The sequence below is a fragment of the Nocardia sp. CS682 genome (assembly GCF_004634405.1).
Classification (GTDB): Bacteria; Actinomycetota; Actinomycetes; order Mycobacteriales; family Mycobacteriaceae; genus Nocardia; species Nocardia ninae.
In genome coordinates this window covers 3,753,276-3,778,961 of the sequence record NZ_CP029710.1, presented here as the reverse complement: position 1 = coordinate 3,778,961, position 25,686 = coordinate 3,753,276, and the positions used below count along the sequence as shown (strand labels likewise).

Below are 25,686 nucleotides of genomic sequence, written 5' to 3'. Positions count from 1 at the left end.
TGTCTCTGTGATCGTCGCGCTCATCGATTCGGGTCTCGGGCTGCTGCCCACATCCGCTTGGCTGCGCAAGCTGCGGCCGGACGTGGATCTGCTGCTGCAATTGGACCCCGACGGCGCACCGTGGGGACCGAAACCCGAGCAGTGGACGATCGACCGCGTGGTCGAGACCGCCCGGACCTCGATCGGGCTCGGCGCCGAAGTGATCGTGATTCCGTGTAATACCGCCAGCGTCACCGCGTTGGAGCACGTGCGGGTGGAGGTCGGGCCCGATGTGCCGGTCATCGGCACCGTGCCCGCGATCAAGCCTGCGGCCGCGGTCTGCCGCTCGGTGGCGGTCTGGGCCACCGCCGCGACTACCGCGAGCCGGTATCAGGCGGATCTGATCGCCAAGTTCGGCGGCGACGCCGATGTGGTCGGCGTGGCCTGTCACGGTCTCGCGGACTCGATCGACCGGGGTGACCTGGTCGCGGCCCGCGAATCCATCGCCCGCGCCGTCGAGCAGACCCCGGACGACGTCGAAGGCGTAGTCCTCGGCTGTACCCACTATCCGCTGGTGATCGACTCCATTGTCGCCGCCCTGCCCGACGGGGTCCGGCTCTTCGACAGCGCGCAAGCCGTTGCCGCGCAGACCATCCGGCGGATGGACGCGCTCGGCCGCCCCACACCCGGCAACGGTGCGGTGATCGTGCGCAACAGCGGACGGCCCGGTGCGCTGCCCGCCAGCGCGGCCAGCTTCGAATCCGGCAGAATTCTGGGTGCGCAGAGTTGAAACGCTGTGCCAGAAGGAGGTTCGCGCGATGACCGAGGTCGCGCCGACCGCCGCGGACGTGCAGGCGGCGCTGGTCGCCGTCGCGGATCCGGCGGACGCGATCCATCTGCAGCGCTTCTTCAAGACCGGGCCGGGCGAGTACGGCGAGGGCGACGTCTTCATCGGCGTGCGCGTACCGGCCACCCGCGGCATCGCGAAACGCTTTGCGGCACTGCCGCTCGACGAGATCGACGCGCTGCTGGACAGTCCCGTGCACGAGGATCGGCTGGCCGGCCTGGTCATCCTCAACGCCCGGTTCGCCAAGGCCTCCAAGCCGAACACCTTCGATGACGCGGCGCGCGCCGAGATGGTGCGGCGCTATCTGGCCGCGGTGCGCCGCGGCCGGGTGAACAATTGGGACCTGGTCGACGTGTCCGCCGAGAACATCATCGGCCCTTGGCTATCGGACAAACCCCGCGATTTGCTGTTCGATCTGGCCGGGGCGGATTCGCTGTGGGAGCGCAGGGTTGCCCTGCTTTCCACCTTCGCGTTCATCAAATCCGGCGACGCCACAACAACATTCGAGCTGGCCGAGCGTCTGCTCGACGACCGGCGCGATCTCATCCAGAAGGCACTCGGCTGGATGCTGCGCGAGGTCGGCAAGCGCATCGATCAGCGGTTGCTGACCGGCTTCCTCGACCAGCACGCGGCCGAATTGGGCCGCACCGCACTGAGTTACGCCACCGAACACCTCGACGCGGAACTGCGCGCGCACTATCGCGCGCAGTAGCGGGTGTCAGAACTGGATCTTGAGGTGATCCGTCACCGGATGCGCCTGGCAGCCGAGGATGTAACCGTTCTCGATGTCCTCCGGGTCGAGGATCTCGGCGTTGTCCATCTCCACCGCGCCCTCGAGCACGGTGCACGCGCACGATCCGCATTCGCCTTCCTGGCAGGAGTACGGCACGTCGAGACCCTTGGCCAGCATGATGTCCACCAGCGTCTGCTTGCGCGGCCACTTCAGCTCGTGCACCTCGCCGTCGAGTTCCACCTCGACCGTCGCCGCGCCAGCGGCTTCCTCGTCGGACACCGCGACCGGCGCCTGGTCCGCGAACGGGTCGCCCGCAAGGGAATTGAACACCTCGGCATGCGTGCGCGAGCGCGGCACACCGAGCTGCGCGAGCGCGTCGTGCACTCGATCCATGAACGGCTTGGGCCCGCACATGAACGCTTCGTAACCCTGATACGGGGCGACCAGGGCGGCCAGTCCCTCGGTGGTCGGCAGCCCTTGCAGGTGCTCGAGCCAGTGGATCACGGTGAGCCGCTGCGGATGTTTGTCGGCGAGCTCGCGCAGCTCGTCGGCGAAGATCACCGCGTCGTGGTCGCGATTGGCGTACACCAACACGACTCGGCCGCTGCCCCTGGCGAGCGCCGACTTCAGGATCGACATCACCGGCGTGATGCCGCTGCCCGCGCCGAACAGCAGCAGGTCGGCGTCGAGGTCCTTGGGCGTGAAAACCCCTGAGGGTGGCAGCACTTCGAGCGAGTCGCCCGCTTTGACGTTGTCGCACAGCCAGTTCGAACCGTAGCCTTCGACGGTCCGCTTGACGGTGACCTTCGGCCGGTCGTCGGTGTACGGCGAGCTGGCCAGCGAATAGCAGCGCGCCACCGAGCCGGTCAGCTCACTGGGGATGCGCAGCGTGAGGAACTGGCCGGGCTGGTAGCGGAAGCGATCGGCCAGTTCGTCCGGAACGTCGAAGACCAGCGAACAGGTATCGGTCGTCTCGGTGATCACCGCGGCTACCCGCAGTACGACCGAACGCGAGCCGTGTGGAACCTCGACTGTGGTCATGTCGTCCTCTCGAACCCTGGCAGGGCGCCTGCACAGCGCCAAAACTAGAACGTGTTGCAGTTTTATCGTACGTCGGACTTCGGTTGCCGGACAAGCTGAGCCTCCAGACCGGCGATCAGCACCTCCATGCCGAAGTCGTAGGCGTACTTGCCGCGCAGGTCCGCCATGTATTTGGTGGCGCGCTCGACCGCGTCGGGCAGTGCGACGTCCGACAGCGGCGCGCGATCGCGCGGGTTCACCCGGCTGCGGCCGAACAGGTAGGTGTGGATGGTCGCGTACGCGGCGAGCACATTGCGGTCGGTGAAGCCGGCCTCGAGCAAGATCTCCATGATCGCCGCGATCAGATCCAGCTGTTTGCCGAGCATCTGCTCGATCAGCACGTCGCCGAGGCCGGGGTGCTTGCGCAGCTTGTCGTCGATCTGGTCGATGAGATCGCGCAGCCGGCGTTGCCACGGGCCCGATTCCGGTGGTGGCGTGCGTACTCCGGTCAGCGCGGCGGTGGCGACCAGGTCGAGCAGCTCGCGTTTGTCGGCGACGTAGTAGTACGGCGCCATCGGCGAGACGCCGAGTTCGCGGGAGAGTCGCCGCATCGACAACTTCTCCACACCGTCCTCGCGCACCACGCGCAGCGCCGCCTCGACGATCTCGGACTCCGACAGGGTATTGCCGCCTCCGCTCGCCTGCATTCGTCCGACTCCCATGCCACCTCTACCACCGCGGGCGCGATTCGCCCGTCCGTCCTGTTCAGCTACTTCCCACCCGAAGTCTATGCGCGTCCACCCGACCCGGGTGGGCGGGACGGCCCTCGGCGATGAGCATCGGCGTCGGGCCGGATCGGGCCCGAACACGCACCGGGCATCCCGGTCATACCGAAGCCGAGGAGAAGAACCTGTTCCATTTTGTCAGCGAATGACGTTATCGTGTGACGGCGGCTACATCGGTGGCCGCGATCACGGATCGCTCGCTCGGAGGTAGACATGCCGGAATTCGGATCGAACGGACACGCCGACACCGACCACTCGGGGCCGGTCGGCACCGTCGAGGCACACGAGGACGCCGCACCGCTGGTCGAGGAGACCCTCATCGAAGAGGTGTCCATCGACGGTATGTGCGGCGTTTACTGACAGGGAGTGGCGACCATGCTCGATCTCGATACCCGATGGCAGCTGCATCCGAGGGTGGCCTTGCGGCCGGAACCGTTCGGCGCGCTGCTCTACCACTTCGGCACCCGCAAGCTCTCCTTCCTGAAGAGCCCGCGGATCGTCGAGATCGTGCGGTCGCTGCCGGAGCACGGCACCGCGCGCACGGCCATGCGGGCGGCGGGCGTCACCGACGCGAATGCCGCGCAGTACGTGAAAGCCCTGACACAGCTGGTCGATTCCGACATGATCGTCGGTGCGCCCGCCGCTGCCCCGGTGGCGCCCGCCGCCGTGAGCAGGGCTCCGGCATCGTCGACGGCGGGGGTGGTCCCGCCGTCCGACACGGCGGTGCGGCTGGTCGATCGGTTCGAAACCGGCCTGGCCGCACCGATTTGCCTCACCTGGGAGCTGACCTACGCCTGCAACCTGTCCTGCGTGCACTGCCTGTCCTCGTCCGGCCGTCGCGATCCCCGGGAGCTGAGCACCGAGCAGTGCAAGGCGCTGATCGACGAGTTCGAGCGCATGCAGATCTTCTACGTGAACATCGGCGGCGGCGAACCGACGGTGCGCCCGGACTTCTGGGAGCTGGTCGACTACGCGACGGCACACCACGTCGGAGTGAAGTTCTCCACCAACGGAGTTCGGATCACCCCGGAGGTCGCCGCCCGGCTGGCCGCGAGTGACTATGTCGACGTACAGATCTCGCTGGACGGCGCCGACGCGGCGGTGAACGATGCCGTGCGCGGGCCCGGTTCCTACGACATGGCCATCCGCGCGCTGGAAAACCTTGCGGCAGCGGGTTTCCGGGACGCCAAGCTGTCCGTCGTGGCAACCAGGCACAACATCGGTCAGCTCGACGAGTTCCGGGCGATCGCCGAAAAGTACGGCGCCACATTACGTTTGACGCGGCTGCGTCCGTCCGGTCGCGGCGCGGACGTGTGGGACGACCTGCATCCGACCCAGGAGCAGCAGCGGGTGCTCTACGACTGGCTGGTGCGCAACGGCGAGGGCGTACTCACCGGCGACTCGTTCTTCCACCTGTCCGCGTTCGGCGAGGCGCTGCCCGGTTTGAACATGTGCGGCGCGGGCCGGGTGGTCTGCCTGGTCGACCCGCTCGGTGACGTGTACGCCTGCCCGTTCGCCATCCACGACCGGTTCCATGCCGGAAATGTGGTGTCGGACGGCGGTTTTCGCTCGGTCTGGCACGACTCGGCGCTGTTCGCCGAACTCCGTGAGCCGAGCGGCGGCGGCGCCTGCGCGTCGTGCAGCCACTACGACTCGTGCCGCGGCGGCTGCATGGCGGCCAAGTTCTTCACCGGCCTGCCCGCCGACGGACCCGACCCGGAGTGCGTCCAGGGCTACGGCGAGGCGGCGCTGGCCGACCCCGCGCGGCTGATCCCGCGCTCGTCGGTCGACCACTCCCGGCGGGTGACGCCGCGGGCCGGTGCGCGCAAATCCGGGCCGGTGCCGTTGACGCTGTCCGTGACGCGCCCGAGCGTATTTCCACCTGAACGCCGACCCGCGCGGGCCTGCGATGAGAACCCGCTCGCCTGATGTCATGGGAGTAGCCAATCGGATGCTGCCCGCTGCGCGGCGGGCGGCTTCCGGTCGCGACCGGCCGATTGCCGTTGCGTTGCCGGATGCTGGATTCGGCCGCGGCTCGGCGCTTCGTCGTCTGTCGCAACACGTGTCAGGGGGCCGAACGACCCTGTTTGATGCGGAATTCTGTCCTTTTAACCGGACTGATGATGCTCGCGCGCGAATCTCCGCCTAGCATGCCAGGAATGCGCCATGATCGCCTGCCCGACGGATTCGGGGTGCGGATTGATCCACGGGTACGCGCATACTCCGGAGGCCGGGTACTGATCGGCGGTTCGCCCGCTCGGTTGCTGCGACTTGCCCCGGAGGCCGCCGAGATGATCGGCGACGGGTACCTCGAGGTGACCGGCCCGAAGTCCGCGACCGTTGCCAGACGGCTGCTCGACTCCGGGGTCGCCAACCCGCGTCCCCGGCTGCTGCCGTCCCCCGAGGACGTCACCGTCATCGTGCCGCTGCACAACAACGCCGACGGACTCGCCAGGCTGCTCGCCGCGCTGCGCGGGCACAACGTCATCGTGGTCGACGACGGCTCGGACCAGCCGGTGCAGATCCCGCGCGATCGGGGCACCCGGTGCCGGGTGACCGTGCTGCGCCACGACGAGAAGCAAGGGCCCGCCGCCGCGCGCAATGCCGGATTGAAGGCCGCGACAACCGACTTCGTCGCGTTCCTCGACTCCGACGTGGTGCCGCGCAGTGGCTGGCTGGAGGTGATGCTCGGGCACTTCAGCGATCCGGAAGTGGCGCTGGTTGCCCCGAGGATCGTCGCGCTGGACCCGGAGTCCAATGCCCTCGCGCGCTACGAGCACACCCGCTCCTCGTTGGATCTGGGCAGGCGGGAAGCCGCGGTGCAGTCGCACGGCCTGATCTCCTATGTGCCGAGCGCCGCGCTGCTGGCGCGCCGCCGGGCGCTGCTGGCCCAGGACGGCTTCGACGAGTCGATGCTGGTCGCCGAGGACGTCGACCTGTGCTGGCGGCTCGAACAGGCTGGCTGGCGGCTGCGCTATGAGCCCGCCGCGCACGTCGCGCACGACCACCGGGTGTCCTTCCGGGCCTGGTTCGGCCGAAAGATGTTCTACGGTACGGGCGCAGCGCCGTTGGGCGAGCGCCACCCGGGAATGGTTTCGCCGCTGTCGCTGCCTTCCTGGACGATGGTGGCGGCGTTCCTGTTCGCCACGCTGTCGAAGTGGGGACTGATCGGCGGGCTGCTCACCTTGCTCACGGCGCTGGTCCGACTACGCCGGGTCTTCGCGGAACTGGACAACCCGACCCGGATCGCCGCGATCTACCTGTCCCGTGGTTTCTTCGCCGGTCTGTGGCGGCTGGCCTCGGCGATGTGCAGGCACTACTGGCCGGTGACGCTGCTGGCGATGCTGGCATCGAAGCGGATTCGGCGCATCGCGATCACCATGGCGGTCGCGGACGGGCTTGCGGACTGGTTCACCCATCGCGACGCCGGTGGCCTCGATCCGGTGCGGTACGTGGCCTACAAGCGGCTCGACGACATCGCCTACGGCACCGGACTCTGGGTGGGTGCCTTCCGTGCGCGCAGCCCGGAATCGCTGAAACCCACTGCACCGTCGCACTGATCGCCGATCGAGCACGGACACACTGATCGGACAGGGTTCGAATGACCGACACACTCATCGTCGGGGGTGGTACCGCGGGCTGTGTGCTCGCGGCGCGGCTGAGCGCGGACCCGGAGCACACCGTCCGGCTGCTCGAGGCCGGCTCGATCGGGATCGCGCCGGAGGGTTTTCCCGCGGTGCTGCTCGATGCCACCCGCCTGCCGATCGACGCGGACGCGGCGTGGTTGTGGCGTTACCCGGTCACCCTTGCGGACGACGGTGCGGCGGTGCTGGGAAACATTGTGCGCGGCAAGGTATTCGGTGGATCGGGTGCGGTCAACGGCAGCTACTTCGTGCGGGCCACCGCGGCGGACTTCGCGGCATGGAGCCGGGTGCTCGGGTCGTCGACGGCCTGGTCGTTCGACGCGGTGCTGCCCGCATACCGCCGCTCGGAGCGTGACCTCGACTTCGGCGCCCAGCCCTGGCACGGCCGGTCCGGGCCTATTCCGGTGCACCGCAACAAGAACCCGGTACCACTCAGCGAGCACTTCGCCACTGCCTGTGCGGCACTGGGATTTCCGGAGATACTCGATCTGAACGCACCGGCGGGTGCTACCGATGGGCTCGGCCGGGTGCCGTGCAGTACCGACGACGGCAAGCGAGTCAGCACCGCGTCCGCCTACCTGCTGCCCGCGCTGGGCAGACCGAACCTCACCGTGCAGGCCGCTACGTCGGTGCTGCGTCTGCGCTTTCACGGCACTCGCGCGGTCGGCGTCGACGTGTGGCACGACGGCCGGGCCGACACCCTCTGGGCGGACCATATCGTGCTCAGCGCCGGCGCGATCGAATCCGCCACGCTGCTGCTGCGTTCGGGCATCGGCGACCCCGAACAGCTGCGGGCACTCGATATCCCGGTCGTGCACGCCGCACCCGTCGGCGCCTGGTTCACCGACCATCCCGAGATCGGTCTCGAATACCGACCGGGGCAGGCCGAGCGGGCCACCGTCCCGCTGGAGTACGTGCTGGAACTGGACGACATCGAGATCCGGCCGTACACGGTCGCTTTCACACCCGGCGCACAGCGCCTCGGCATCGCGCTCATGCGCCCGAGTTCCGCGGGGGTGCTGCGGCTGCGGTCGGCCGATCCCGCGGTACCGCCGGTGATCGAGCATCGGTATCTCTCGGCCGAGCACGATCGGACCAGGCTGCGTGCTGCCGTCGAGACCGCCACAGCGGTGCTGCACGAGATGTCGGCGACGCCGCGCACCGAACCGATGCCGCAGCAGTCGGCGGCCGCGGCGGCGTGGTTGCACGCGAATCTGGGTACCTCGCAGCATCTCTCCGGGACCTGCCGGATGGGTCCGGCCGACGACGAGCGCGCGATCGTGGACGAGTCCGGCCGGGTGCACGGCGTAGCCGGCTTGACGGTGGCCGATCTCTCCGTCGTGCCGGTGCCGCTGAGCCGCGGCCCGCAGGCCACGGCGGTGCTGATCGCCGAACACCTCGCCGATGATCTCCGCCGGTCCGGCGGCGGTCGAACGTCACAAAGTCTTTAACGGAAAATCGTCCAGCTTATTGATCCAACGCCTAATGTTCGCAATGCACGAGTCACTTCCGTGCGAGGTAGCTGGCAGCCGGGCGCGTTGCGCCGCGGCAGTGAAGTTGGAGGAACGTTGTCGACCGCCATCGTTTCGCCATATGGGCAGCCTCTGGTGCACCATACGGAGTTGTGCGGGTTCAGCGCGCGGCCCCGGCGCCTCCCCAGACCGCAGCGCCGAGTGAGCTGTATCTGTCGGGGGTACAGCTCGCTCAGCGGCGGCCCGGTGCGCTGGAAGATCGCTCGCCCCGCCCGAATTCCGGCAATCGGTGTCGAATCGCCCGACTTGTCGGTGTGCGCCAGTACCCTGGTGGAGGGCGTGACCGAGTTCGATCCGCAGCTCGCGATCATCGACGGCCGACCGGTCACTACAGACTTCGTCGGTGCCGGACACAGGGAAGGTCCGGCACCGACGGGGATTCCGGTGCACCGCGCGCACCCCGCCCCCGATCCGCACGGCGCATCCGCCGTCGGGGTTGCCACCGACGCCTCGCACCGCCGCCGCCGTCGTGAGTTCGGCCACACCATATTTCGTGTTCCAGGACGCCCGCGCCGTGCGCTGCCGGTTGCACCGCCGTCGACCGCTGCGCCCGCACGCGGCGCGCACCGACCGAACCGCAGGCCCCTTTCGGTGTATCGGCACCGCACAGACCCCCCAAACCTGACCCAACCAGGAAAAAGGAAACCCGATGAACAACCCTTTCGACGACGATGGCGCCCAGTTCTACGTACTGATCAACGACGACGGCGAGCACTCCCTCTGGCCGATCTTCGCGGCCGTTCCGGGCGGCTGGACCATCGCCTACGGTGCCGCCGCCCGTAAAGCCTGTCTGCACTACGTCGAAACACACTGGCTCGATATGCGTCCCAAATCACTCATCGAGGCCTCGGCCAACGAAAGTTCCTGAGCGTCCACCGAACCCCGAAACCACCCGTATAGGCGGGGAGCGCCGGTCAACATCCCCCCTGCAGACCGGCGCGCCCCGCCCCCTACTCGTACTTCGCTGCGCCCCAGTGCATCATGGACGTATGACGAATCAACGGTTCACCCCCAGCCTGCCGGAGACGTTGATCGAAGCGGCCCATCGCTGGGAGGCCGGTCGCCCGACTCCCGCGCAGACCCAACAGATCAGCGGCTGGCTGGATGCGATCATGCACCGCCGCCGCCCGCAGGACGCCGCGAAGTCCTAGCGCCGCACCGGCGCCCGGCGGCGGTCCGCGCCGATAAGTAAATCGAATGGTGCGCGGGCCTCGAACTGCGGTCGGCTATGCCTTCGTGCGCGCCGACTCGATGATCGAGCGGGCCTGCTGGCGCCACTCGGTGACCGCGCGCCCGCGAAAGTCGGTGAGCGCGGTATCGAACTTCCCGGCGCGCTTGGTGACGGTCAGTCCGATATAGGTGTTGTTGCCGGTGATCGCTTGTGTCGCAACGGAACACGCTTCATCGATCTCGCCTGCGCTCAGCAACGCGGTGGCATGCTCGAACCGGACGAGGGCGGGCTCCATTGTTTCCTGCGGGTCGTACAGGGCGAGTGCATGGGCTGCGGCCTTTGCGGTTTCGGCGGCACGGCCGAGATTGGAGTAGCCGATCGCCTGATAGAAGGCCAGTTTCTCCGGGCGGTAAGAAAAGATGCCGACCGTAAGCTCTTCTTGGCCAACATTTTCCAATGCGCGACCGGATTTCTCGATACACCGGACAAACTGGACGGCATTTCCGAGGCTGGCGTGGGCGCGGGCCGCCATTCCCCACAGCCAGGCCGCCGCCGGGCCGTGCGCCGGATTTTCTTCGAGACGGCCGCCGAGCAAGTTCAAGACTTCCTTCGGCTTGTCACTATACGTCGGTAAATATGCGAGACCGGCCAGCGCGATATCTTCGGAATAACGATCACCGATGTCTTGCGCGGCGTGGATCGCGGTGCCGTACCAGAGTCGTGCTTGCCCGAAATGTCCTTCGTTGAACAGGATTTCGCCGACGACGTTGGCCAGCCTGCCTGCGGTGCGCACCAGCCGGACCTGATGGTGGGTGGCCTGGCGCTGCGCGAGAGTGCCACGGACGGTACGGAATTGCTCGAGGGTGGTGTGGAGCAGCTCGTGCGGCGGCACCTGGACCACTCGTTTGCCGAGCGCCTCGGCCGACTGCTCCAGCAGGCCGAGCCGTCGTTCGCTGATCGACCCGGCGTCCAGGGTGGCCAGCATCTTCTCCGGCTCGGCCGCGACCAGGTCGGCGGCCTTGCCGGTCAGGCCGACCCCGATGCAGGCCAATAACTCTCGCCTTCTCACGTCGTCATCCTCGACTTCCTTGTCGAGCCCGATGTCCCTACCGAGCTGGGTTTCCGTATCGGGCGCCGAGTCGGCGGCTTCGATGTCGAAGCCGGCCCCCCGGCCCGCGGTGACGGCCCGCTCGAATCGTGCGACGACGACCGGATCGGCTTCTGACACGACCCGGTCGAGCAGCCGTTGGCTTGCGGCATGCATCCGGGTTGTCCGGCCGTTTTCCCACAAGACCACGGTGCGCGGGGTGACGCCCACCAGACGCGCGAATTCGTACCGACTTCGCCGCATCGCGGCGCGAAGCGCGCGGACATCCTCGCCCGTCCAGTCGATCTCAACCATAGGTCCCGCTTCCTCGCACCAGGCTGATACAAACGGAAACTACCCGCATTTACCGCATTCGGGACTGTTATCCACCGAATCGCAACGTGCACGCTGAATCTGCACCCGGCGCCGGGGTTCTGCCCAAACCCGTACCGGGGCGCCGGCATTCCAGAATCCGACGCATGGTCCCGACACGGCCCGATCCATCCGTGTCGTCGCGTGATTCCGGGGGCGCCTTTCGGTGCCGGGTGCACTGACGTTTACGCAGAGGTGAACTATGGACGTATTGCACTCGGATGTGCGGGAATTGTGGCTGGTGCAGAGTCGCGATTGCGCACAGGATCCGGTGGACCTCAGCTACGAACGAGCGCGGTTCATCCTCACCGTGCACGGCGGCCACGGTGCCCGCTGTCGCCAATACCTCGCCGCCGCGGCCTGCTGTTACCGCCGGGCGGCCGAGAAGTGAAGCAAGGCGGGCCCGGCCGAAGCCGGGCCCGCCTGGTGTCGGGTGGAGTCAGGCGGCCGCGGACAGCGCCTCGAACTCCTTGTCGGTCAGCATGATGCGCGCGGCGTCGGTGTTCTCCTCGAGGTGCGCGATGCTGGAGGTGCCCGGAATCGGCAGCACCACCGGCGAGCGGCGCAGCAGCCAGGCGAGCGCGAGCTGGGCGGGGGTGGCGCCGTTTTCCTTGGCGATCGCGTCGAGCGGGCCGCCCGGCCTGGCGAGTTCGCCGGTGGCGATGGGGAACCACGGGATGAACGCGATGTTCTCCTGCTCGGCGTACTCGAGCACATCCTCGTCGGCGCGGTTGGCCAGGTTGTACAGGTTCTGCACCGAGACGATGGTGGCGATCTCGCGGGCTTGCCGCAGCTCCTCGACGCTCACCTGGGAGACGCCGATGTGGCGAATCTTGCCCTCCTGCTGGAGCAGGACCAGCTCGCCGAGCTGGTCGGCCAGCGGCACCTGCGGGTCGATGCGGTGCAACTGGTAGAGATCGATCTGCTCGACGCCGAGGTTGCGCAAGCTCAGTTCGGTCTGCTGGCGCAGGTATTCGGGCCTGCCGACCGGACGCCAGTCACCCGGACCGCTGCGGGTCAGCCCACCCTTGGTGGCGATCACCAGGTCATCGGCGTAGGGGTGCAAGGCCTTACGGATGAGCTGTTCGCTGACGAACGGGCCGTAGGAGTCGGCCGTGTCGATGAAGGTGACGCCGAGCTCGACGGCCCGTCGCAGCACCCGGACCGCCTCGTCGGGATCCTTGGGGTCACCCCAGACACCGGGGCCGGTCAGCTGCATGGCCCCGTAGCCGAGCCGGTGGACGGGTAGGTCACCGCCGAGCGCGAAGGTGCCGGATGCCGCGGCGGGCCGCGCGTGCAGGTTGGTGCTCATGGGTTCGGTTCCTTCCGAAGGGGAATTGCGCGAGAGCGGGCGAGCCGGTGTGACGTCGGCGCGGCGACGTCGCTACTGGCAGCAACGTCGTCACCGCCCCGGCGATTCCCCGTGCGGGGTCGTTTCGCGAGCGGCGAAACGTCAGCCGAGCGCCCGCAGCAGTTCCTGCGCCACCGCCGCGGACGAGGCCGGGTTCTGCCCGGTGATCAGGTTACGGTCGACCACGACCTGCGGCGCCCACGGCTCGCCCTCGCGGAAATCCGCGCCGAGTTCGACGAGCCGATCCTGCAGCAGCCACTTGGCCTTGTCGGCCAGGCCGCCTTGGCGCTCCTCCTCGTTGGTGAACCCGGTGAGCCGATAGCCCGCGAAGGGATTGGTGCCGTCGGCGCCGGCGGCGGCGAGCAGCGCGGCAGGGCCGTGGCACACCACCGCGAGCGGTTTGCCGGATGCCAAGGTGGCGGTGAGGAGCTCGCCCGACTCGGCGTTCACCGCGAGATCCTCCATCGGACCGTGGCCGCCGGGGTAGAACACGGCGGCATAGTCGGCGAGGTCCACCTCGGACAACTTGACGGGGTGCTTCAGTTCCGCACTCGCGGCGAGCACCGCGGCTCGTTTGTCGGCGCCCTCCTGGCCGCCGTTGAACTCGGGCGCCAGGCTCCCCTTGTCGACCGGCGGCACGACGCCGCCGGGGGTGGCGACGACGATCTCGTGGCCCGCCGCCTTGGCCGCCTCGTACGGCACGGCGAACTCCTCGGCCCAGAAGCCGGTCGGGTGCGGGGTGCCGTCGGCAAGGGTCCAGGTGTCGGCACCGGTCAGTACGAACAGTATTTTCGCCATACCGTCGACAGTACGAGCGTCACCGTAGACTGGCCAATGGGAACGCCGATATCAGACATCGGAATTCTGATCGCTCGCCCGCTCGGCGAAGACCGTGCGTGCCACCGCGATTCCATTGAGCGCCGCGGGGAATCCGACGTAGCCCACCATCTGGATCAGCACCTCGACGACCTCCGCCTCGGTACCGCCGACATTGAGCAGGCCATGGATGTGCACCGCGAGTTGCGGTGCGACACCGAGTGCGGTGCACATGGCCACCGTGACCAGCTCGCGGGTCTTCAGGTCGAGGCTGGGGCGGGAGTAGATGTCGCCGAAGGCGAACTCGACCAGGAGGCGGGCGAAGTCCGGGGCGATGTCTTGCAGCGCGGCGATGACCTGTTCGCCTGCTGCCCCGTCGATCGCGGTCAGGGCGGTCGAACCGCGCTCGAACCGGTCACCCTCCGGCGCGGCGGCAGCGGCGGGCTCGGCAGGCAGATCGGTCCGTCCGGCGAATACCTCCTTGGCGGCGGTCAGGCCGTTGAGTGCGGCCGGGAAGCCCGCGTAGACGCTCGCGTGGATGATGACCTCGACGATCTCCGTGCGGGTGCAGCCGACATTCAGCGCGCCGTCGATGTGGAACCGCAGTTGCGGTGCCGCGTTGCCCAGCGCGGCCAGCGCACCCACCGTGGCCAGTTCGCGCTGCCGCAGGGTCAGCCCCGGCCGCGAGAGAATGTCGCCGTAGCCGAACTCCACGGTGATGCGGCCCAGATCGGGCGCGATGTCGGCCAGGCTGTCCAGTACGGCGGGGTGCTCCTGTCCGCTGATCTGCCTGAGCAGCGCGATGCCGCGGTCGTAACGATCGTTTGTGCTGGTGGAGAGCTGGATGCTGGTCATGCGACGACTGTAAAAGTTGGAGTGCACTCCAACGCAAGTGCTGACTCATCCTTGTAGGGGAGGTGAGATCGGGGGAATATCGGGGTCTGTCCCCGATGTGGGTACGGCCCTCCGATCCTTAGCGTTCAGGCATGCGCTGTGCACCGATCATCGTCGCCATCTCCGCGGTTGCCCTGCTTGCCGGGTGTACGTCGGAGTCGAAGCCCGAGAACGCGTCCGGTGCGGTGCCGGACAACAAGATTCGCGCCGTGCAGGCCGATATCGACGGCGTTGTCGCGTCGGGGGTCACCGGGGCGATCGCCACCGTCACCGACAACGGCAAGACGGTGGTGCTCACCAGCGGTGTCGCCGATATCGACACCGGCGCGAAGATTCCCACCGAACCTGCCCAGCACGTCCGGGTGGGCAGTATCGCGAAAACCTTTGTCAGCGCGATCGTTTTGCAGCTCGTCGCGGAGGACAAGGTGCGGCTGGACGAGCCGGTCGACACCTATTTGCCCGGGCTGCTGCGCGGGGAGGGGATCGATGGGCGGGTGATCACCGTGCGTCAGGTGCTGCGCCATCAGAGCGGGTTACCTGAGGTGGCCGCAGATCCGCGCGTCGACGAGTACCGCGCGGCCTTGGAGAACCGCATCATGACACCCACCGAGGGCATGGCGATCGCGCTACAGCGGCCAGCCGACTTCGCGCCGGGGACCCGGTACGAATACAGCAACACCAACTACTACGTCGCGGCCATGCTCGTCGAAAAAGTCACCGGCGCAACGTATGTCGATGAACTGAACCGGCGCATTCTGCAGCCGCACGGGCTGGCCGACACGTATCTGCCCGCACCGGGCGATCGCGAGATCCGCAGTCCGCATCCCAAAGGCTATGGGGTAGTGGACGGCAAGGTGACCGACGTGACGCGCATCGAACCGTCGGTACCGTGGGCGGCCGGCGGACTGATCTCGACGGGTGCCGACTTGAATCGCTTCTATTCGGCGCTGGCCGCCGGTCGGGTGGTCCCCGAGGCTCAGCTGCGCGAGATGCGCGACGGCGTGCTGATGGACGCGGAAACCCAGATGCACTATGGACTCGGCTTGGGCAGCCTCAAATTGTCATGCGGCGCTGAGTATTTGGGGCACTCCGGCGGGATTTACGGGTTCGTCAGCCTGTCCGGTGCGACAACGGAGGGGCGTGCGGTGACCTATACGTTCACCAAGGATCCGGATGCGATGCCGGATCTGGTCGGCCTGCTCGGCCACGCGCTCTGCCCGTAATCGTTTGTGCGGATCGAGGGGTCTCCGCCGTCCGGGCTGTCCGCTCGGACGGCGGAGTCATGTGCTGGGCGAACCTCAGATGAGGTTGCGCTGCTTACGAATTCGACGCCGCACGTCCGCGAGCAACGTGTAGGTGCCGCCGTGCCGGAGGAAGCGCGGGATGAATCGGTTCACGAAGGCGACGAACACGAACAAATGCTCGAAGCGCCGCTGATCGGTGGCCGTCCACTGCACCTGGAGCTGTTCGCGGAAGATCGGCGCGAGAAAGCCGATCGTGAGGAACTTCAACAGGTTTCGGAACGGCAGTCGCAGATACCAGTGGATCATCCGGAGCTCGAGCAGGTCGTTCAGGTAGCCGCGCACGTACTCGTCGACGGCGACCTGCTCGCAGGCCTCGTTCCAGTACCGGTCGAAATCCGCGCGGGTGGCGGGCCACATGTCCTCGGTCACCTGCAAGGTGGTGCCGAGCGTCGACGACGACACATAGAACGCCTCGGCCTGCTCGTCGCTCATCCGTCCTTGTAGCAGTTGGTAGGTGTCCTCGAAGCCGATGTACAGGCAAGCGGCGACCCACAATTGGAGATTCCGGTCGAAGGCGTTGTACTTCACCGGCGCGCCCGGCGCCGAATGCACCTGCCGGTGCGCGACATTCACCGCCTCCCGGTAGGCGAGGCGCTCGTCTTCGGTGCCGAGAATGGCGACCGCCAGATACTGCGTCGTGGTGCGGGCCCGCTTCCACGGATGGTGCATCAGGGAGCCGGATTCGACCTTGCTCTCCGCGACGCCGTACCCCACACCCGGACGCGCCAGCTGCATCACGACATTGGCCGCGGCGCCCGCGAAGGACCAGAAATCCAGCGCGTCGGAGAGTTTGATCGCCCGCTTGGTGGTCGGCCGGTGCGTGGCGCCGATCCGGATCCGAGTGCGTTCCTTGGACAGCGGGACGGCGGCGTGCTCGGAGGAGTGAGCGGCGGTCATGGGAGTCCTTTCGTGTCCGGAATCGACTCCGCGTGGCGTAACAACCTGTGAACTGTTGATAACTTAATCCGAGCGGGCTCAGCGCGTCAACGGGTTGTACTGCATGGGGAAAGTCTTGCGTGTACCGCAATGAATCTACGCCAAAGCCTTCCGTTAAGTTCGGAATCGTGCGTAACATACGGGCCCATACCGGACCGTGTGGCGTCCGGCACGGATCCAACGGTGGATCCCCTGTGGGTCCTGCCGTGGGCGGCCGGTCACGTCGACCGGCACGCGAAAGGACACGCATGCTCAAGAGGCTGGATCGGATATTCAGCTACGAGATGAAGGTCTCGGAGTTCCTGGGGACGCTGATCATCCTCGGCATCCCGTACGGCCTGATCGGCGTGGTCTGGACGCTGACCCACACCAGTCACCTGCGCGGTATGCACGGCATCGACGTGGTCGTCTCGTTCCTCGGTTCGATCGTGTGCTGGCCGGTGCTCACCTTCTCGAATGTGTGCATGACCTGATGATGATCCTGGTCTGGCTGATCGACGTCTTGGTGATCGGCGTGCAGGTGCTCGCGGGGCACAGGCGGGTCAATCCGGTGCTGCGGTTCGGGTTGTGGTTGGTCGTGCTGAGCGCCGTCGTGGCCGGCGCTGCCGTGCTCGGCTTGCTGTTGGTGCTGCTGCAGCGGCAGTTGAGCGGTACCGCGTGAGAGGCAGCGATCGATGACCAGCACCCAACGGCCGCCGGGCCGCACGGATCTCGAGCAGGCCGTCGACGACCTCAGGGGTCTGTGGCAGCGACACCCCCAGCGGTCACTGGAGACGCTGGGCAGGCAGGTGACCCTGGGCCGCGACGCCGTGCTGGAGATGTTCCGCGCACTGCTCACGCGCCGGTTCCCGTTCCAGGAATTCATCAAACAGTGCGCGTTCATGTCCAGCGTGTCGGCGGCGCCGACGGTGTTCGTCGCGATACCGGTCGCGGTGGTGGTCTCGATCCAGATCGGCGCCCTAGTGAGTCAGGTCGGCGCCACCACCTTCATCGGTGCCGTCAGCGGGCTCGGCATCATTCGCCAGGGCGCGCCGCTGGTCACCTCGCTGATGATCGCCGGTGCGGTCGGCTCGGCCATCTGCGCCGATCTCGGTTCCCGCACGATCAGGGAGGAGATCGACGCCATGAAGGTGATGGGCGTCGATCCGATCCGCAGGTTGGTCGCGCCGCGGCTCGCGGCGGCGGTGCTGGTGAGCATGCTGCTGTGCGGCTTCGTGGTCTTCGTCGGCTTCGCCACCGGCTACCTGTTCAACGTGTATGCCCAAGGCGGCACCCCGGGCTCGTTCATCAGCAGCTTCGCCTCCTTCGCCGTGGCGAACGACATGATCGTCGCGTTGCTGAAGGCCGCCATCTTCGGCGCGCTCACCGCGATCATCGCCTGCGACATCGGCCTGCACACCAGGGGCGGACCCGGCGGAGTCGCCAACTCGGTCAACGCGGCGGTGGTCAACTCGGCGCTGATGTTGTTCGCCACCAACATCATCATCACGCAGGTGTACAACACGCTGTTCCCGGCGAAGGTGATCTGAGATGGGTTCGCGCTATACGCCACCGGCGTTGCAGCCGTTCCGAGTGCTCGGCGAGTTCGCGCGCGGACCGGTGCGCGCCAACCGGCGCCTCGGTCATCAGGCCATCACCTTCGTCGCGGCGATCGCGGCAATTCCGTTCACGCTCAAGCACTATCGCAAAGAGGTGCTGCGGCTCACCGCGGACGTCGGCTGGGGCAACGGCTCGCTGGTCGTCGGCGGCGGCACCGTCGGCGTGGTCATCATCCTGTGCGGATTCGGCGGGATCACCGTCGGCATGGAGTCCTACACCGCGCTGAACCTGCTGACCATGAACCCGCTGACCGGTGCCATCTCCGGGTTCGCCACCACCCGCGAGATCGGGCCGATCCTGGCGACGCTGGCCTTCGCCATCCAGGCGGGCTGCCGATTCACCGCGCAGCTGGGCGCGATGCGGATCTCCGAGGAGATCGACGCGCTGGAATCCATCGCCATCCGGCCGCTCCCGTACCTGATCACAACCAGGATGATCGCGGCGACCTTGACCATCGTCCCGCTCTACAGCGTGGGGCTGGCGGTGGCGTACCTGATGACCAAGCTGTCGGTGCTTTTTCTCGGCGGCACCTCGGCGGGCACCTACGACCACTACTTCTTCCAATTCCTCAACGGCGCCGACGTCTTCTTCTCGGTGCTCAAAGTGATGGTGTTCGTGCTGATCTCGACATTCCTGCAGTGCTACTACGGCTATGTCGCCACCGGTGGTCCGGAAGGCGTCGGCCAGGCGGCGGGGCGCGCGATCAAGATGGTGATCGTCGTCATGGTATTCGCGAATCTGTTTCTCACGCTGGCGATCTGGGGCATCGACCCCGGCATTCGGATCTCGGGATAGGGGCCGCGATGATCATCGATCCCAGTGGCCGTGGGCCGAGCCCGCGGCAGCTGTCCCTCGCGGGCATCGCGCTCACCGCGGTGCTGCTGCTGTTGCTGTACCTGCTCGGACTGCGCTACACCGGCCGCTTCGAGGACAACGTCGGCGTGGTCGCCGTGCTCACCAGCACCGGTGACGGGTTGCCCGAGAACGCCGACGTGAAGTTTCGGGGCATGATCGTCGGCTCGGTGGCCGACGTGCAGGTCGTCGCGAAGGGGGAGCGGCAGCGCGCCGAGTTGAACCTGAAACCCGCTGTGGCGGCACTGATCCCGGCTGCCGTCACGGCCAGGGTCATCCCCAACAACATCTTCGGCGTGACGGCGATCGAGCTCGTCGACAACGGACCGACCCGGGAGACGTTGCGTGCGGGGGCGGAGATCCCCGAGGACACCAGCGAGGGCACCGTCCAATTGCAGACCACGCTCAGTGTGCTGCGCGACGTGCTCGATCACATCCAGCCGGAGAAGCTGGGCCGGGTGCTCGCCACCCTGGCCGACGCACTCGACCCGGCCGCGCGGGTACCGGGCTCCACCATCGAGCGGCTGGACACCTGGCTCACGCAGGTGCACGCCATCCCGGGGATCGGCAACCTGCTCGGCGATCTCGGCCGGGCCGCGACCGCGCTGAGCACGTCCGCGCCCGAGCTGGTCGGTGTGCTGTCGGAGTCGGTGACCACCGCGCGCACCCTGACGGAGCGGCGGGACAAACTCGTCGCGTTGCTCACCAACGCCAACGGGGCGGTCGATTCGGTGAATTCGCTGTTCGCGCGTAACCCCGATGCGGGCAAGGAGGTGGTCTCCGGTGTCGGCGAACTGTTCGGCAGCCTGGCCGAGGATCCGGACGCCTTGCCGCAGACCGCGGCCAATCTCAATGTGTCCCTGCAGAAATTGCGCTCGGTGTTCGGTTTCGGGCCGAGTCGCCAGATGATCTGGAAGATGGACGTGTCCTTCACGCCGTTTCAGCAATACACGGCCGCGGATTGCCCGCGGTACGGCAGCATGGCCGGGCCACGCTGCGGTGGTGCCTCGGTACCGGAAGTCGCGCCGCCCCAGGAGTTTCCGCAGCAGCAGGCGCCGCAGTGGTTGGATGCGGCAGGCCCTGCACCGGTCGTGCCGAAGCTGCCGAGCATCCCGGGCATTCCGATGATTCCCGGGCTCACGGCACCGGCCGCGGCCAAAGATCCGGCACCGAACCCCGCAGGGCCCAACGGTTTACGCGGCCCGGACGCCGTCGCGGCGATCGTCGGCGGCAAGCCGACCGCGGCACAGTATCTGCTGCTGTCGCCGCTGCTGGCCGGCGGCTCGGTCACCCCGGCGGACAAGGGCGGTAGCTGATCATGAAATCAGGTAAAGCCCTGGCCGGTTTCAGTCTCTTCGCCGTGGTCGCGATCGTGCTGACGTACACGATCTGGTCCACCCTGCAACGCTCGGTGACCGGCGACACCGACTCCTACTCCGCGACGTTCTCTGATGTACTCGGCCTGCGGGTCGGCGACGACATCCGGATGGCCGGGGTGCGGGTCGGCCGGGTGGACGAGATCGACTTCGACGGCGACTACCGGGCCCGCGTCGAGTTCCAGATCCAGCGCAGGCAGCGGCTGACCACCACGACCAAAGCCATGGTGCGCTACCAGAACCTGATCGGGCAGCGTTATATCGCGCTGGTGCCCGGCGCGGGTGGCGGACAAACGCTGGCGGCGGGTGCGGCGATACCGCTCGAGCGCACTGAGCCCTCGTTCGATGTGTCGGCGTTGCTGTCCGGGTTCGAACCGCTGTTCAGTGTGCTGCAACCGGATCAGATCAATTCGCTGTCGGAGACGCTGATCCAGGCCTTGCAGGGCAACAATGTCTCACTGAGCGCGTTGATCACCCAGGCCGCCGAGCTGGCGGGCACCTTCGGGCAGCGGGACCAGATTCTCGGCGACGTGATCGGCAACCTGAGTAGTGTCATCGCCGGGCTCGCCCATCGCAGCGGGGAACTGGAAACGTTGATCACCCAGGCGCGTTCGCTGGTCGAGTCGCTCTACGCGCAAGGCGAGTCGTTGAAGGGTTCGGTCGATCAGGTGGCTACCTCGACCGACTCGCTGGCGCGGCTGATCGCTCAGGTGAAGCCGAATATCGCTCGGGCGCAGAATGATGCGACGAGCGGTGTGGCGCTGCTGCTGCTCAATGGCGCCTCGCTGGACCAGGCGGCCGTCGAGCTGCCGAGCCTGCTCAACGGCATCGCCAGGTTCACCAGCTATGGCGCCTACGGCAATGCCTACATCTGCCGTCTCGATGTCTCGCTGTGGGGTGTGCTGCTGCCGCCGGGACTCTTCTCGCAGGTCGGCGGCGATTCGCAATCGGAGGTGTGCCGATGATGACACGAGCGCGATCGCTGATCGGGCGCGTCCGGCTGCCGCGGAACCGGCTGCTGTGGCTCGGGCTGCTCGCGGCAGGTTCGGTGGTGTTGCTGCTGGTCGGCTCCAGCGTGCTGTCCCAGGCCCGGTTGGGGGACAAGACCATTCAGGCGGAGTTCGCCCAGGCGGCCGGCCTGCGGGCAGGTGCGTCGGTGGATGTGTCCGGCATCGAGGTCGGCTCGGTGCGCGCGGTACGGCTCGACGGCGCGAAGGTGCTGGTCGATCTGCGGGTGCGCCGGGATCTGCGGCTCGGCCCGGACGCGCACGCGGCCATCAAGATGACGACGATCCTCGGCAAGTTGCACGTCGAGCTGGTGCCCGGCAATGGAAAAGGGTTGCCGGGCAACCGGATTGCTTTGACGAATACGTCGGTGCCGTACAACCTCAGCAAGGTCATCCGTGACCCGGTGTACAAGTCGTCCTTCGAGCGGATCGAGCGGATCGATCCGGCCAAGCTGCGCCAGTCGCTGGATCTGCTCAGCAGGCAGATGGGTGACTCGCCGCAGCTCACCGTCGAGGCGTTGAACAGCATCGGCGCGCTGGCCAAGGTGATCAACGACCGCCGCGACGAGGTCGACGTGCTGCTGAAGAGCATGGATCAGGTCTCGCAGCTGGTCTCGGACAACCGCAACAGCGTGCTGCTGCTGCTCACCCGCGGCGAGGCCATCGGCAACGCCGTCGCGGTGCGGCAGACCATGCTGAAGTCGTTGCTGGACAACGTCGCCGAGCTCTCCCGACTGCTGCAGGAGATGGGCCTGGAGAACAACGATCAACTCGGGCCGATGATCCAGAGTCTGAACACCATGTCCGAGGGCCTGGAGAAGAACCGGGAAAACCTCGACTCGCTCTACGAGATCATGCCGGTTGCCTTGCGGCAGTTCAACAATGCGCTCGGCAACGGACCCTATGGCGACGTGTGGGCGCCGTGGATCTTCCCGGACAACTGGTTGTGTTTCGCCGGTGCGGTACAGGGGTGCAACTGATGAGAATAGGTACTTTCCTCAAAACCGCAGTGCTGTGCTGGGTCGCCGCGGTGGCGTCCGGGTGCTCGCTGCTGCCGGACAGCCTGAGCGGGCTGCCGGACCAGTATCTCGGCGAACGCCTGCGGATCAGCGCCGATTTCGAGAATGTCGCCGGCCTGTACGCGGGTAACGATGTCGCGATCCTCGGGGTCCCGGTGGGCCGGGTCGACACGGTGACGGCCAGGGGCAGCTACGTCGAGGTGACCATGTCCATCGACAAGAACGTCAAGGTGCCCGCCGACGCCATCGCGGCGCTGGTGTCGCCGCAGCTGATCACCAACCGGCACGTCGAACTCGCGCCCGCCTACGAAGGCGACGGCCCGGTGCTGGCCGACGGCGCGCACATCCCGCTCGAGCACACGCGCACACCGGTGGAACTCGATCGGATCCTGGAGAATTTCGACCAGCTGGGCCGAGCCCTCAAGGGCGACAACGAGTCCGGGCCGATGGCGAGCCGGGTGCTCTTCCCGCTGCTCGACGGCAACGGGGACAAGCTCCGCGAGACACTCGACGCCATGTCCTCGGCGTTCGAGGTGAGCTTGGCCAACGGTGACCAGATCTCCAACACCATCGTGAAACTCAATGAGATCACCCAGATCATCGCCGAGAACGACCAGACGGTGCGGGATTTCAGCGGCAGGCTCACCGACATGGTGCAGCTGATGGGCGAGCAGGCGCCGGGCTTGCAGGCGGTGCTGGCCCAGCTCAACGACTTCGTCACCAACACCTCGACCGTGGTGGGCACCAACCGCGAGCAATTGCTCGGCGCGCTCAACCGATTCACCGCCCTCACCGGGCAGATGCGGGCCAACGCGCGGGCGGTCACCGAGATCGCCGACGTGACACCGCTGTTCTTCCAGAACCTCGCCAACGCGACCAGCCGCGAGCATCAGGCGCTGCGCCTGCACGGCCTGCTGGACAAGGCGGTGCTCGACGGCGAGGCCCTGTCGGTGTTCTGCGAGCGGGTGCAGATGCGCCTGGACGGTTGCCGGACCGGCAAGATCCAGGATTTCGGCCCGGACTTCGGGCTCACCGCCGCGCTGCTCGGACTGACCAAATGAGGACGCGGGCACTGACCACGCTGTGCGTCGCCGTGGTGATCGGCGCGACCTCGGGCTGCGCGGTGACGGTGGACAACGTGCCGCTGCCCAAACCGGGTATCGGCGGTCCCGGCTACACCCTGCACGCGGTGTTCCGGGACGCACTGAACCTGCCCGCGAACGCGCACGTCAAGATCGGCGGCTCCGATATCGGCATGGTGTCCGCGATCAGCACCACCGACTTCCTCGCCGACGTGGAGATGCAGATCCGCCAGGACATTCAGCTGCCCAGGGGGACCACCGCCGAGCTGCGCCAGGCCACGCCGCTCGGCGACATGTTCGTCGCGATGACGCTGCCCGCCAAGCAGGACGGTGCCGAACTGCTGCGCCCCGGGGACACCATCGCCCCGGAGCACACCGCGACCGGCGCCTCGGTGGAGCAGCTGATGATGTCGGTCTCGTTGCTGCTCAACGGCGGCGGCCTCAACCAGGCGGCCCGGATCACCGCCGAGATGAACTCCATGTTCGGCGGGCGCGCCCCGGAGCTGTCGCATCTGATCACCGAGATGACCGATGTGCTCACCGCACTCAATCGGCGCACCGCCGACATCGACGGCGTGCTGACCGGTTTGAATACCCTCACCGGGGAATTGGCCAGGCGCAAAGCCGAATTGGGCGCCGCCGCGGACACCTTCCCGCCGCTGATCGGGCTGGTCGCCGAAAACAACAGGGCCATCGCCGATCTCATCGCGAAGGTCTCGGTGACCATGGCCGCGCTCGGTGACTTCACCGACACCACCGGCCCGGACTTCCTCAGCTTGTTCGACAGTATTCAGCGACTGATGTCCGGCTTCACCAAGATGGGTGACGATCTCGCGGGCGCCCTCGACGGGCTGCACGCCATCTACCCGTCGATCTCGGCCAGCCTGGACGGCCCGGTGCTCGCGGTCGCGGCCACCGTGTCCTATCTCAGCGTCGGCGCGCTGACCGACCCGAAGGGCAGCAGGCCACCCGAGATCGGTGACGTGCCCGCGTTCATCGGCAGCCTGGCGCAGGTCATCGAGAAGGTCATCGGCCGGCTGCAGGGCGGTGGCCGATGAATCCGCCGCTGAGCTCACCCACCCCGCCGGCTTCGCCGGCCGCCATCCCCCTGTGGCGATGGCTGGTCCGGCACCGGGTCGCGGTGGCCAATATCGGCCTGATCGTGGTGCTGGTGCTGGGCGCGTCCTATCTGGGTGTCTATGTGCTGCGGATCAATCCGCTGCCGAGCACGTACACCGTGCGGGTCGAGTTGCAGAGCTCCGGCGGTCTCGCACCGAACAACGACGTCACCTTCCGCGGTACCCGCGTCGGCCGGGTCGAGGATGTCCGCATCTCCGGTGACGGCGTCGCGGCGATCGCCGAAATCGACAAGACCGCACGGATTCCGGTGGGCGGCACGGTCGCCGTCGGCAGGCTCTCCGCGGCGGGCGAGCAGTATCTCGACTTCCGGCCGGAGGCGGACAGCGGGCCTTACCTGGCCGACGGCTCCGTGATCGAGCGCGCCAGGACGACGGCACCGGTGACGATGCAGTCGGTGTTCGCCAGCATGAGCGATCTGATCGGCGGGATGAATCCCGGACGGCTCAACGTCATCGTGGACGAACTGGACAAGGCGCTGGCCGGTGGCCCGGATCGGCTGCGCAACATGATCTCCGGTATCAGCCGGGCGATGGCCGGATTGACCGACCTGCTGCCGCAGACCAGGCAGCTCATCGAGAACCTTCAGGTGATCGCCGATACGACCAGTCATGCGCAGCCGGATCTGACCACCTTGACCACCGGTTCCAGCGCGCTGTTCCAGCAGTTGACCGCCGCGGATCAGGAAGTACGCAAGTTCCTCGACCTCGGACCCGGCCAGCTGGCCACCCTCGGTGGCATCGTGCGCGACACCGAGGATCCGATGACCAACCTGGTCACCAACTTCGTCGCGATCACCAAGGCCGCCAAACTTCGAGCCCCTGCCATCGCGGCGCTGTTCCCGGCGCTGCGCACGGGTTCGGAGGCGATCGGCATTCCGGCCCATGACAACGCGTACCACACCCTGGTCGACCCGTGGCCACGGCCGAGCTGTGACTACGACACCGTGCCGGTGGTGCCGACCACGAAAACCGTCGACACCAGGGTCCGGCTCTACAACTACTGCGTCACGAGCAATCCGGCACTGCAGGTGCGTGGTTCGGCGAACGCGCCGCGACCGAACGTGCCGGACAACGGTTCCGGGCCGCCGCCCGGCGTCACCGGCAATGAGCTGTCCCGACCGGCACCTGGTAGATAGAGGAG

At 67.2% G+C, this 25,686-nt stretch carries 26 protein-coding genes and 1 pseudogene; 20 read left to right on the top strand and 7 right to left on the bottom strand.

Annotated features, from left to right (window positions below):
- Window positions 1–7: 7 nt before the first annotated feature.
- Both DMB37_RS16870 and DMB37_RS16865 read left to right on the top strand, forming a co-directional pair.
- Window positions 8–769: a glutamate racemase gene (locus tag DMB37_RS16870; protein ID WP_135233544.1), complete on the top strand. Its 762-nt coding sequence runs from the start codon at window positions 8–10 to the stop codon at window positions 767–769.
- A gap of 28 nt (window positions 770–797) precedes the next feature.
- The gene (locus tag DMB37_RS16865; protein WP_135233543.1) at window positions 798–1,538 is read left to right on the top strand and encodes a DNA alkylation repair protein; all 741 of its coding nucleotides are present in this window, start codon (window positions 798–800) and stop codon (window positions 1,536–1,538) included.
- Window positions 1,539–1,544: 6 nt separating this feature from the next.
- Here the strand turns inward: DMB37_RS16865 and DMB37_RS16860 are convergent, their stop codons facing one another.
- Both DMB37_RS16860 and mftR2 read right to left on the bottom strand, forming a co-directional pair.
- The gene (locus DMB37_RS16860) at window positions 1,545–2,600 is read right to left on the bottom strand and encodes a ferredoxin--NADP reductase (protein WP_135233542.1); all 1,056 of its coding nucleotides are present in this window, start codon (window positions 2,598–2,600) and stop codon (window positions 1,545–1,547) included.
- Window positions 2,601–2,662: 62 nt separating this feature from the next.
- Window positions 2,663–3,286: a mycofactocin system transcriptional regulator MftR2 gene (gene mftR2 / locus DMB37_RS16855; protein ID WP_135233541.1), complete on the bottom strand. Its 624-nt coding sequence runs from the start codon at window positions 3,284–3,286 to the stop codon at window positions 2,663–2,665.
- A 375-nt stretch (window positions 3,287–3,661) separates the two neighbouring features.
- Here mftR2 and mftA point away from each other — a divergent pair.
- From mftA to DMB37_RS40560, 6 genes and pseudogenes are all read left to right on the top strand, one after another.
- Window positions 3,662–3,724: pseudogene (mftA, locus tag DMB37_RS41955) on the top strand (mycofactocin precursor MftA); the annotation flags it as partial.
- A 15-nt stretch (window positions 3,725–3,739) separates the two neighbouring features.
- Window positions 3,740–5,293, top strand: coding sequence for a mycofactocin radical SAM maturase (gene mftC / locus DMB37_RS16845; protein WP_135233540.1), 1,554 nt, complete (start codon window positions 3,740–3,742; stop codon window positions 5,291–5,293).
- Window positions 5,294–5,523: 230 nt separating this feature from the next.
- On the top strand, window positions 5,524–6,924 hold the full coding sequence (gene mftF, locus DMB37_RS16840) for a mycofactocin biosynthesis glycosyltransferase MftF (protein ID WP_107659445.1): 1,401 nt from the start codon (window positions 5,524–5,526) through the stop codon (window positions 6,922–6,924).
- A gap of 41 nt (window positions 6,925–6,965) precedes the next feature.
- Complete coding sequence (mftG, locus tag DMB37_RS16835) at window positions 6,966–8,459, top strand: mycofactocin system GMC family oxidoreductase MftG (protein WP_135233539.1); 1,494 nt, start codon at window positions 6,966–6,968, stop codon at window positions 8,457–8,459.
- Between the two features lie 730 nt (window positions 8,460–9,189).
- The gene (locus tag DMB37_RS16830) at window positions 9,190–9,408 is read left to right on the top strand and encodes an MbtH family protein (protein WP_107659443.1); all 219 of its coding nucleotides are present in this window, start codon (window positions 9,190–9,192) and stop codon (window positions 9,406–9,408) included.
- A gap of 121 nt (window positions 9,409–9,529) precedes the next feature.
- On the top strand, window positions 9,530–9,691 hold the full coding sequence (locus DMB37_RS40560; protein ID WP_159080728.1) for a hypothetical protein: 162 nt from the start codon (window positions 9,530–9,532) through the stop codon (window positions 9,689–9,691).
- 75 nt (window positions 9,692–9,766) lie between these two features.
- Here DMB37_RS40560 and DMB37_RS16825 read toward each other — a convergent pair whose 3' ends face one another.
- On the bottom strand, window positions 9,767–11,113 hold the full coding sequence (locus tag DMB37_RS16825; RefSeq protein WP_135233538.1) for a DNA-binding transcriptional regulator: 1,347 nt from the start codon (window positions 11,111–11,113) through the stop codon (window positions 9,767–9,769).
- A 259-nt stretch (window positions 11,114–11,372) separates the two neighbouring features.
- On the opposite strand from DMB37_RS16825, the gene DMB37_RS16820 reads away from it, so the two are divergent.
- Window positions 11,373–11,561, top strand: a complete 189-nt coding sequence (locus DMB37_RS16820) for a hypothetical protein (protein WP_135233537.1) — start codon at window positions 11,373–11,375, stop codon at window positions 11,559–11,561.
- A 48-nt stretch (window positions 11,562–11,609) separates the two neighbouring features.
- On the opposite strand, the gene DMB37_RS16815 is transcribed toward DMB37_RS16820, so the two are convergent.
- The 3 genes from DMB37_RS16815 to DMB37_RS16805 form a co-directional block, all read right to left on the bottom strand.
- Window positions 11,610–12,482 carry an aldo/keto reductase gene (locus DMB37_RS16815; RefSeq protein WP_135233536.1) on the bottom strand — a complete coding sequence of 291 codons (873 nt, stop codon included), beginning with the start codon at window positions 12,480–12,482 and terminating at the stop codon, window positions 11,610–11,612.
- 141 nt (window positions 12,483–12,623) lie between these two features.
- Window positions 12,624–13,319, bottom strand: coding sequence for a type 1 glutamine amidotransferase domain-containing protein (locus tag DMB37_RS16810; RefSeq protein WP_135233535.1), 696 nt, complete (start codon window positions 13,317–13,319; stop codon window positions 12,624–12,626).
- 51 nt (window positions 13,320–13,370) lie between these two features.
- Entirely contained in the window at window positions 13,371–14,192 is an 822-nt protein-coding gene (locus DMB37_RS16805) for a carboxymuconolactone decarboxylase family protein (protein WP_135233534.1), read from the bottom strand.
- Between the two features lie 131 nt (window positions 14,193–14,323).
- Between DMB37_RS16805 and DMB37_RS16800 the strand changes: the two genes are divergently transcribed.
- Window positions 14,324–15,454, top strand: coding sequence for a serine hydrolase (locus tag DMB37_RS16800; protein WP_135233533.1), 1,131 nt, complete (start codon window positions 14,324–14,326; stop codon window positions 15,452–15,454).
- Between the two features lie 75 nt (window positions 15,455–15,529).
- Here DMB37_RS16800 and DMB37_RS16795 read toward each other — a convergent pair whose 3' ends face one another.
- Window positions 15,530–16,432, bottom strand: a complete 903-nt coding sequence (locus DMB37_RS16795) for an oxygenase MpaB family protein (protein WP_135233532.1) — start codon at window positions 16,430–16,432, stop codon at window positions 15,530–15,532.
- A 287-nt stretch (window positions 16,433–16,719) separates the two neighbouring features.
- Here DMB37_RS16795 and DMB37_RS16790 point away from each other — a divergent pair, with 287 nt between their 5' ends.
- The 10 genes from DMB37_RS16790 to DMB37_RS16745 are packed head-to-tail and all read left to right on the top strand — an operon-like array spanning window position 16,720 to window position 25,681.
- On the top strand, window positions 16,720–16,944 hold the full coding sequence (locus DMB37_RS16790) for a hypothetical protein (protein ID WP_135233531.1): 225 nt from the start codon (window positions 16,720–16,722) through the stop codon (window positions 16,942–16,944).
- Window positions 16,944–17,132: a hypothetical protein gene (locus DMB37_RS16785; RefSeq protein ID WP_135233530.1), complete on the top strand. Its 189-nt coding sequence runs from the start codon at window positions 16,944–16,946 to the stop codon at window positions 17,130–17,132. The genes DMB37_RS16790 and DMB37_RS16785 overlap by 1 nt, the downstream gene beginning before the upstream one ends.
- A 13-nt stretch (window positions 17,133–17,145) precedes the next feature.
- On the top strand, window positions 17,146–18,000 hold the full coding sequence (locus DMB37_RS16780) for an ABC transporter permease (protein ID WP_135233529.1): 855 nt from the start codon (window positions 17,146–17,148) through the stop codon (window positions 17,998–18,000).
- 1 nt (window position 18,001) lies between these two features.
- The gene (locus DMB37_RS16775; protein WP_135233528.1) at window positions 18,002–18,865 is read left to right on the top strand and encodes an ABC transporter permease; all 864 of its coding nucleotides are present in this window, start codon (window positions 18,002–18,004) and stop codon (window positions 18,863–18,865) included.
- 8 nt (window positions 18,866–18,873) lie between these two features.
- Window positions 18,874–20,238, top strand: coding sequence for an MlaD family protein (locus DMB37_RS16770; protein ID WP_135233527.1), 1,365 nt, complete (start codon window positions 18,874–18,876; stop codon window positions 20,236–20,238).
- Window positions 20,239–20,240: 2 nt separating this feature from the next.
- Window positions 20,241–21,263, top strand: coding sequence for an MCE family protein (locus DMB37_RS16765; RefSeq protein WP_135233526.1), 1,023 nt, complete (start codon window positions 20,241–20,243; stop codon window positions 21,261–21,263).
- Window positions 21,260–22,285, top strand: coding sequence for an MCE family protein (locus tag DMB37_RS16760; protein WP_370465383.1), 1,026 nt, complete (start codon window positions 21,260–21,262; stop codon window positions 22,283–22,285). Before DMB37_RS16765 ends, DMB37_RS16760 begins: the two co-directional genes overlap by 4 nt.
- Window positions 22,285–23,385, top strand: coding sequence for an MCE family protein (locus DMB37_RS16755; RefSeq protein WP_135233525.1), 1,101 nt, complete (start codon window positions 22,285–22,287; stop codon window positions 23,383–23,385). The genes DMB37_RS16760 and DMB37_RS16755 overlap by 1 nt, the downstream gene beginning before the upstream one ends.
- The gene (locus tag DMB37_RS16750) at window positions 23,382–24,464 is read left to right on the top strand and encodes an MCE family protein (protein WP_135233524.1); all 1,083 of its coding nucleotides are present in this window, start codon (window positions 23,382–23,384) and stop codon (window positions 24,462–24,464) included. Before DMB37_RS16755 ends, DMB37_RS16750 begins: the two co-directional genes overlap by 4 nt.
- Window positions 24,461–25,681, top strand: coding sequence for an MCE family protein (locus DMB37_RS16745; protein ID WP_135233523.1), 1,221 nt, complete (start codon window positions 24,461–24,463; stop codon window positions 25,679–25,681). Before DMB37_RS16750 ends, DMB37_RS16745 begins: the two co-directional genes overlap by 4 nt.
- The last annotated feature ends 5 nt before the right edge of the window (window positions 25,682–25,686 follow it).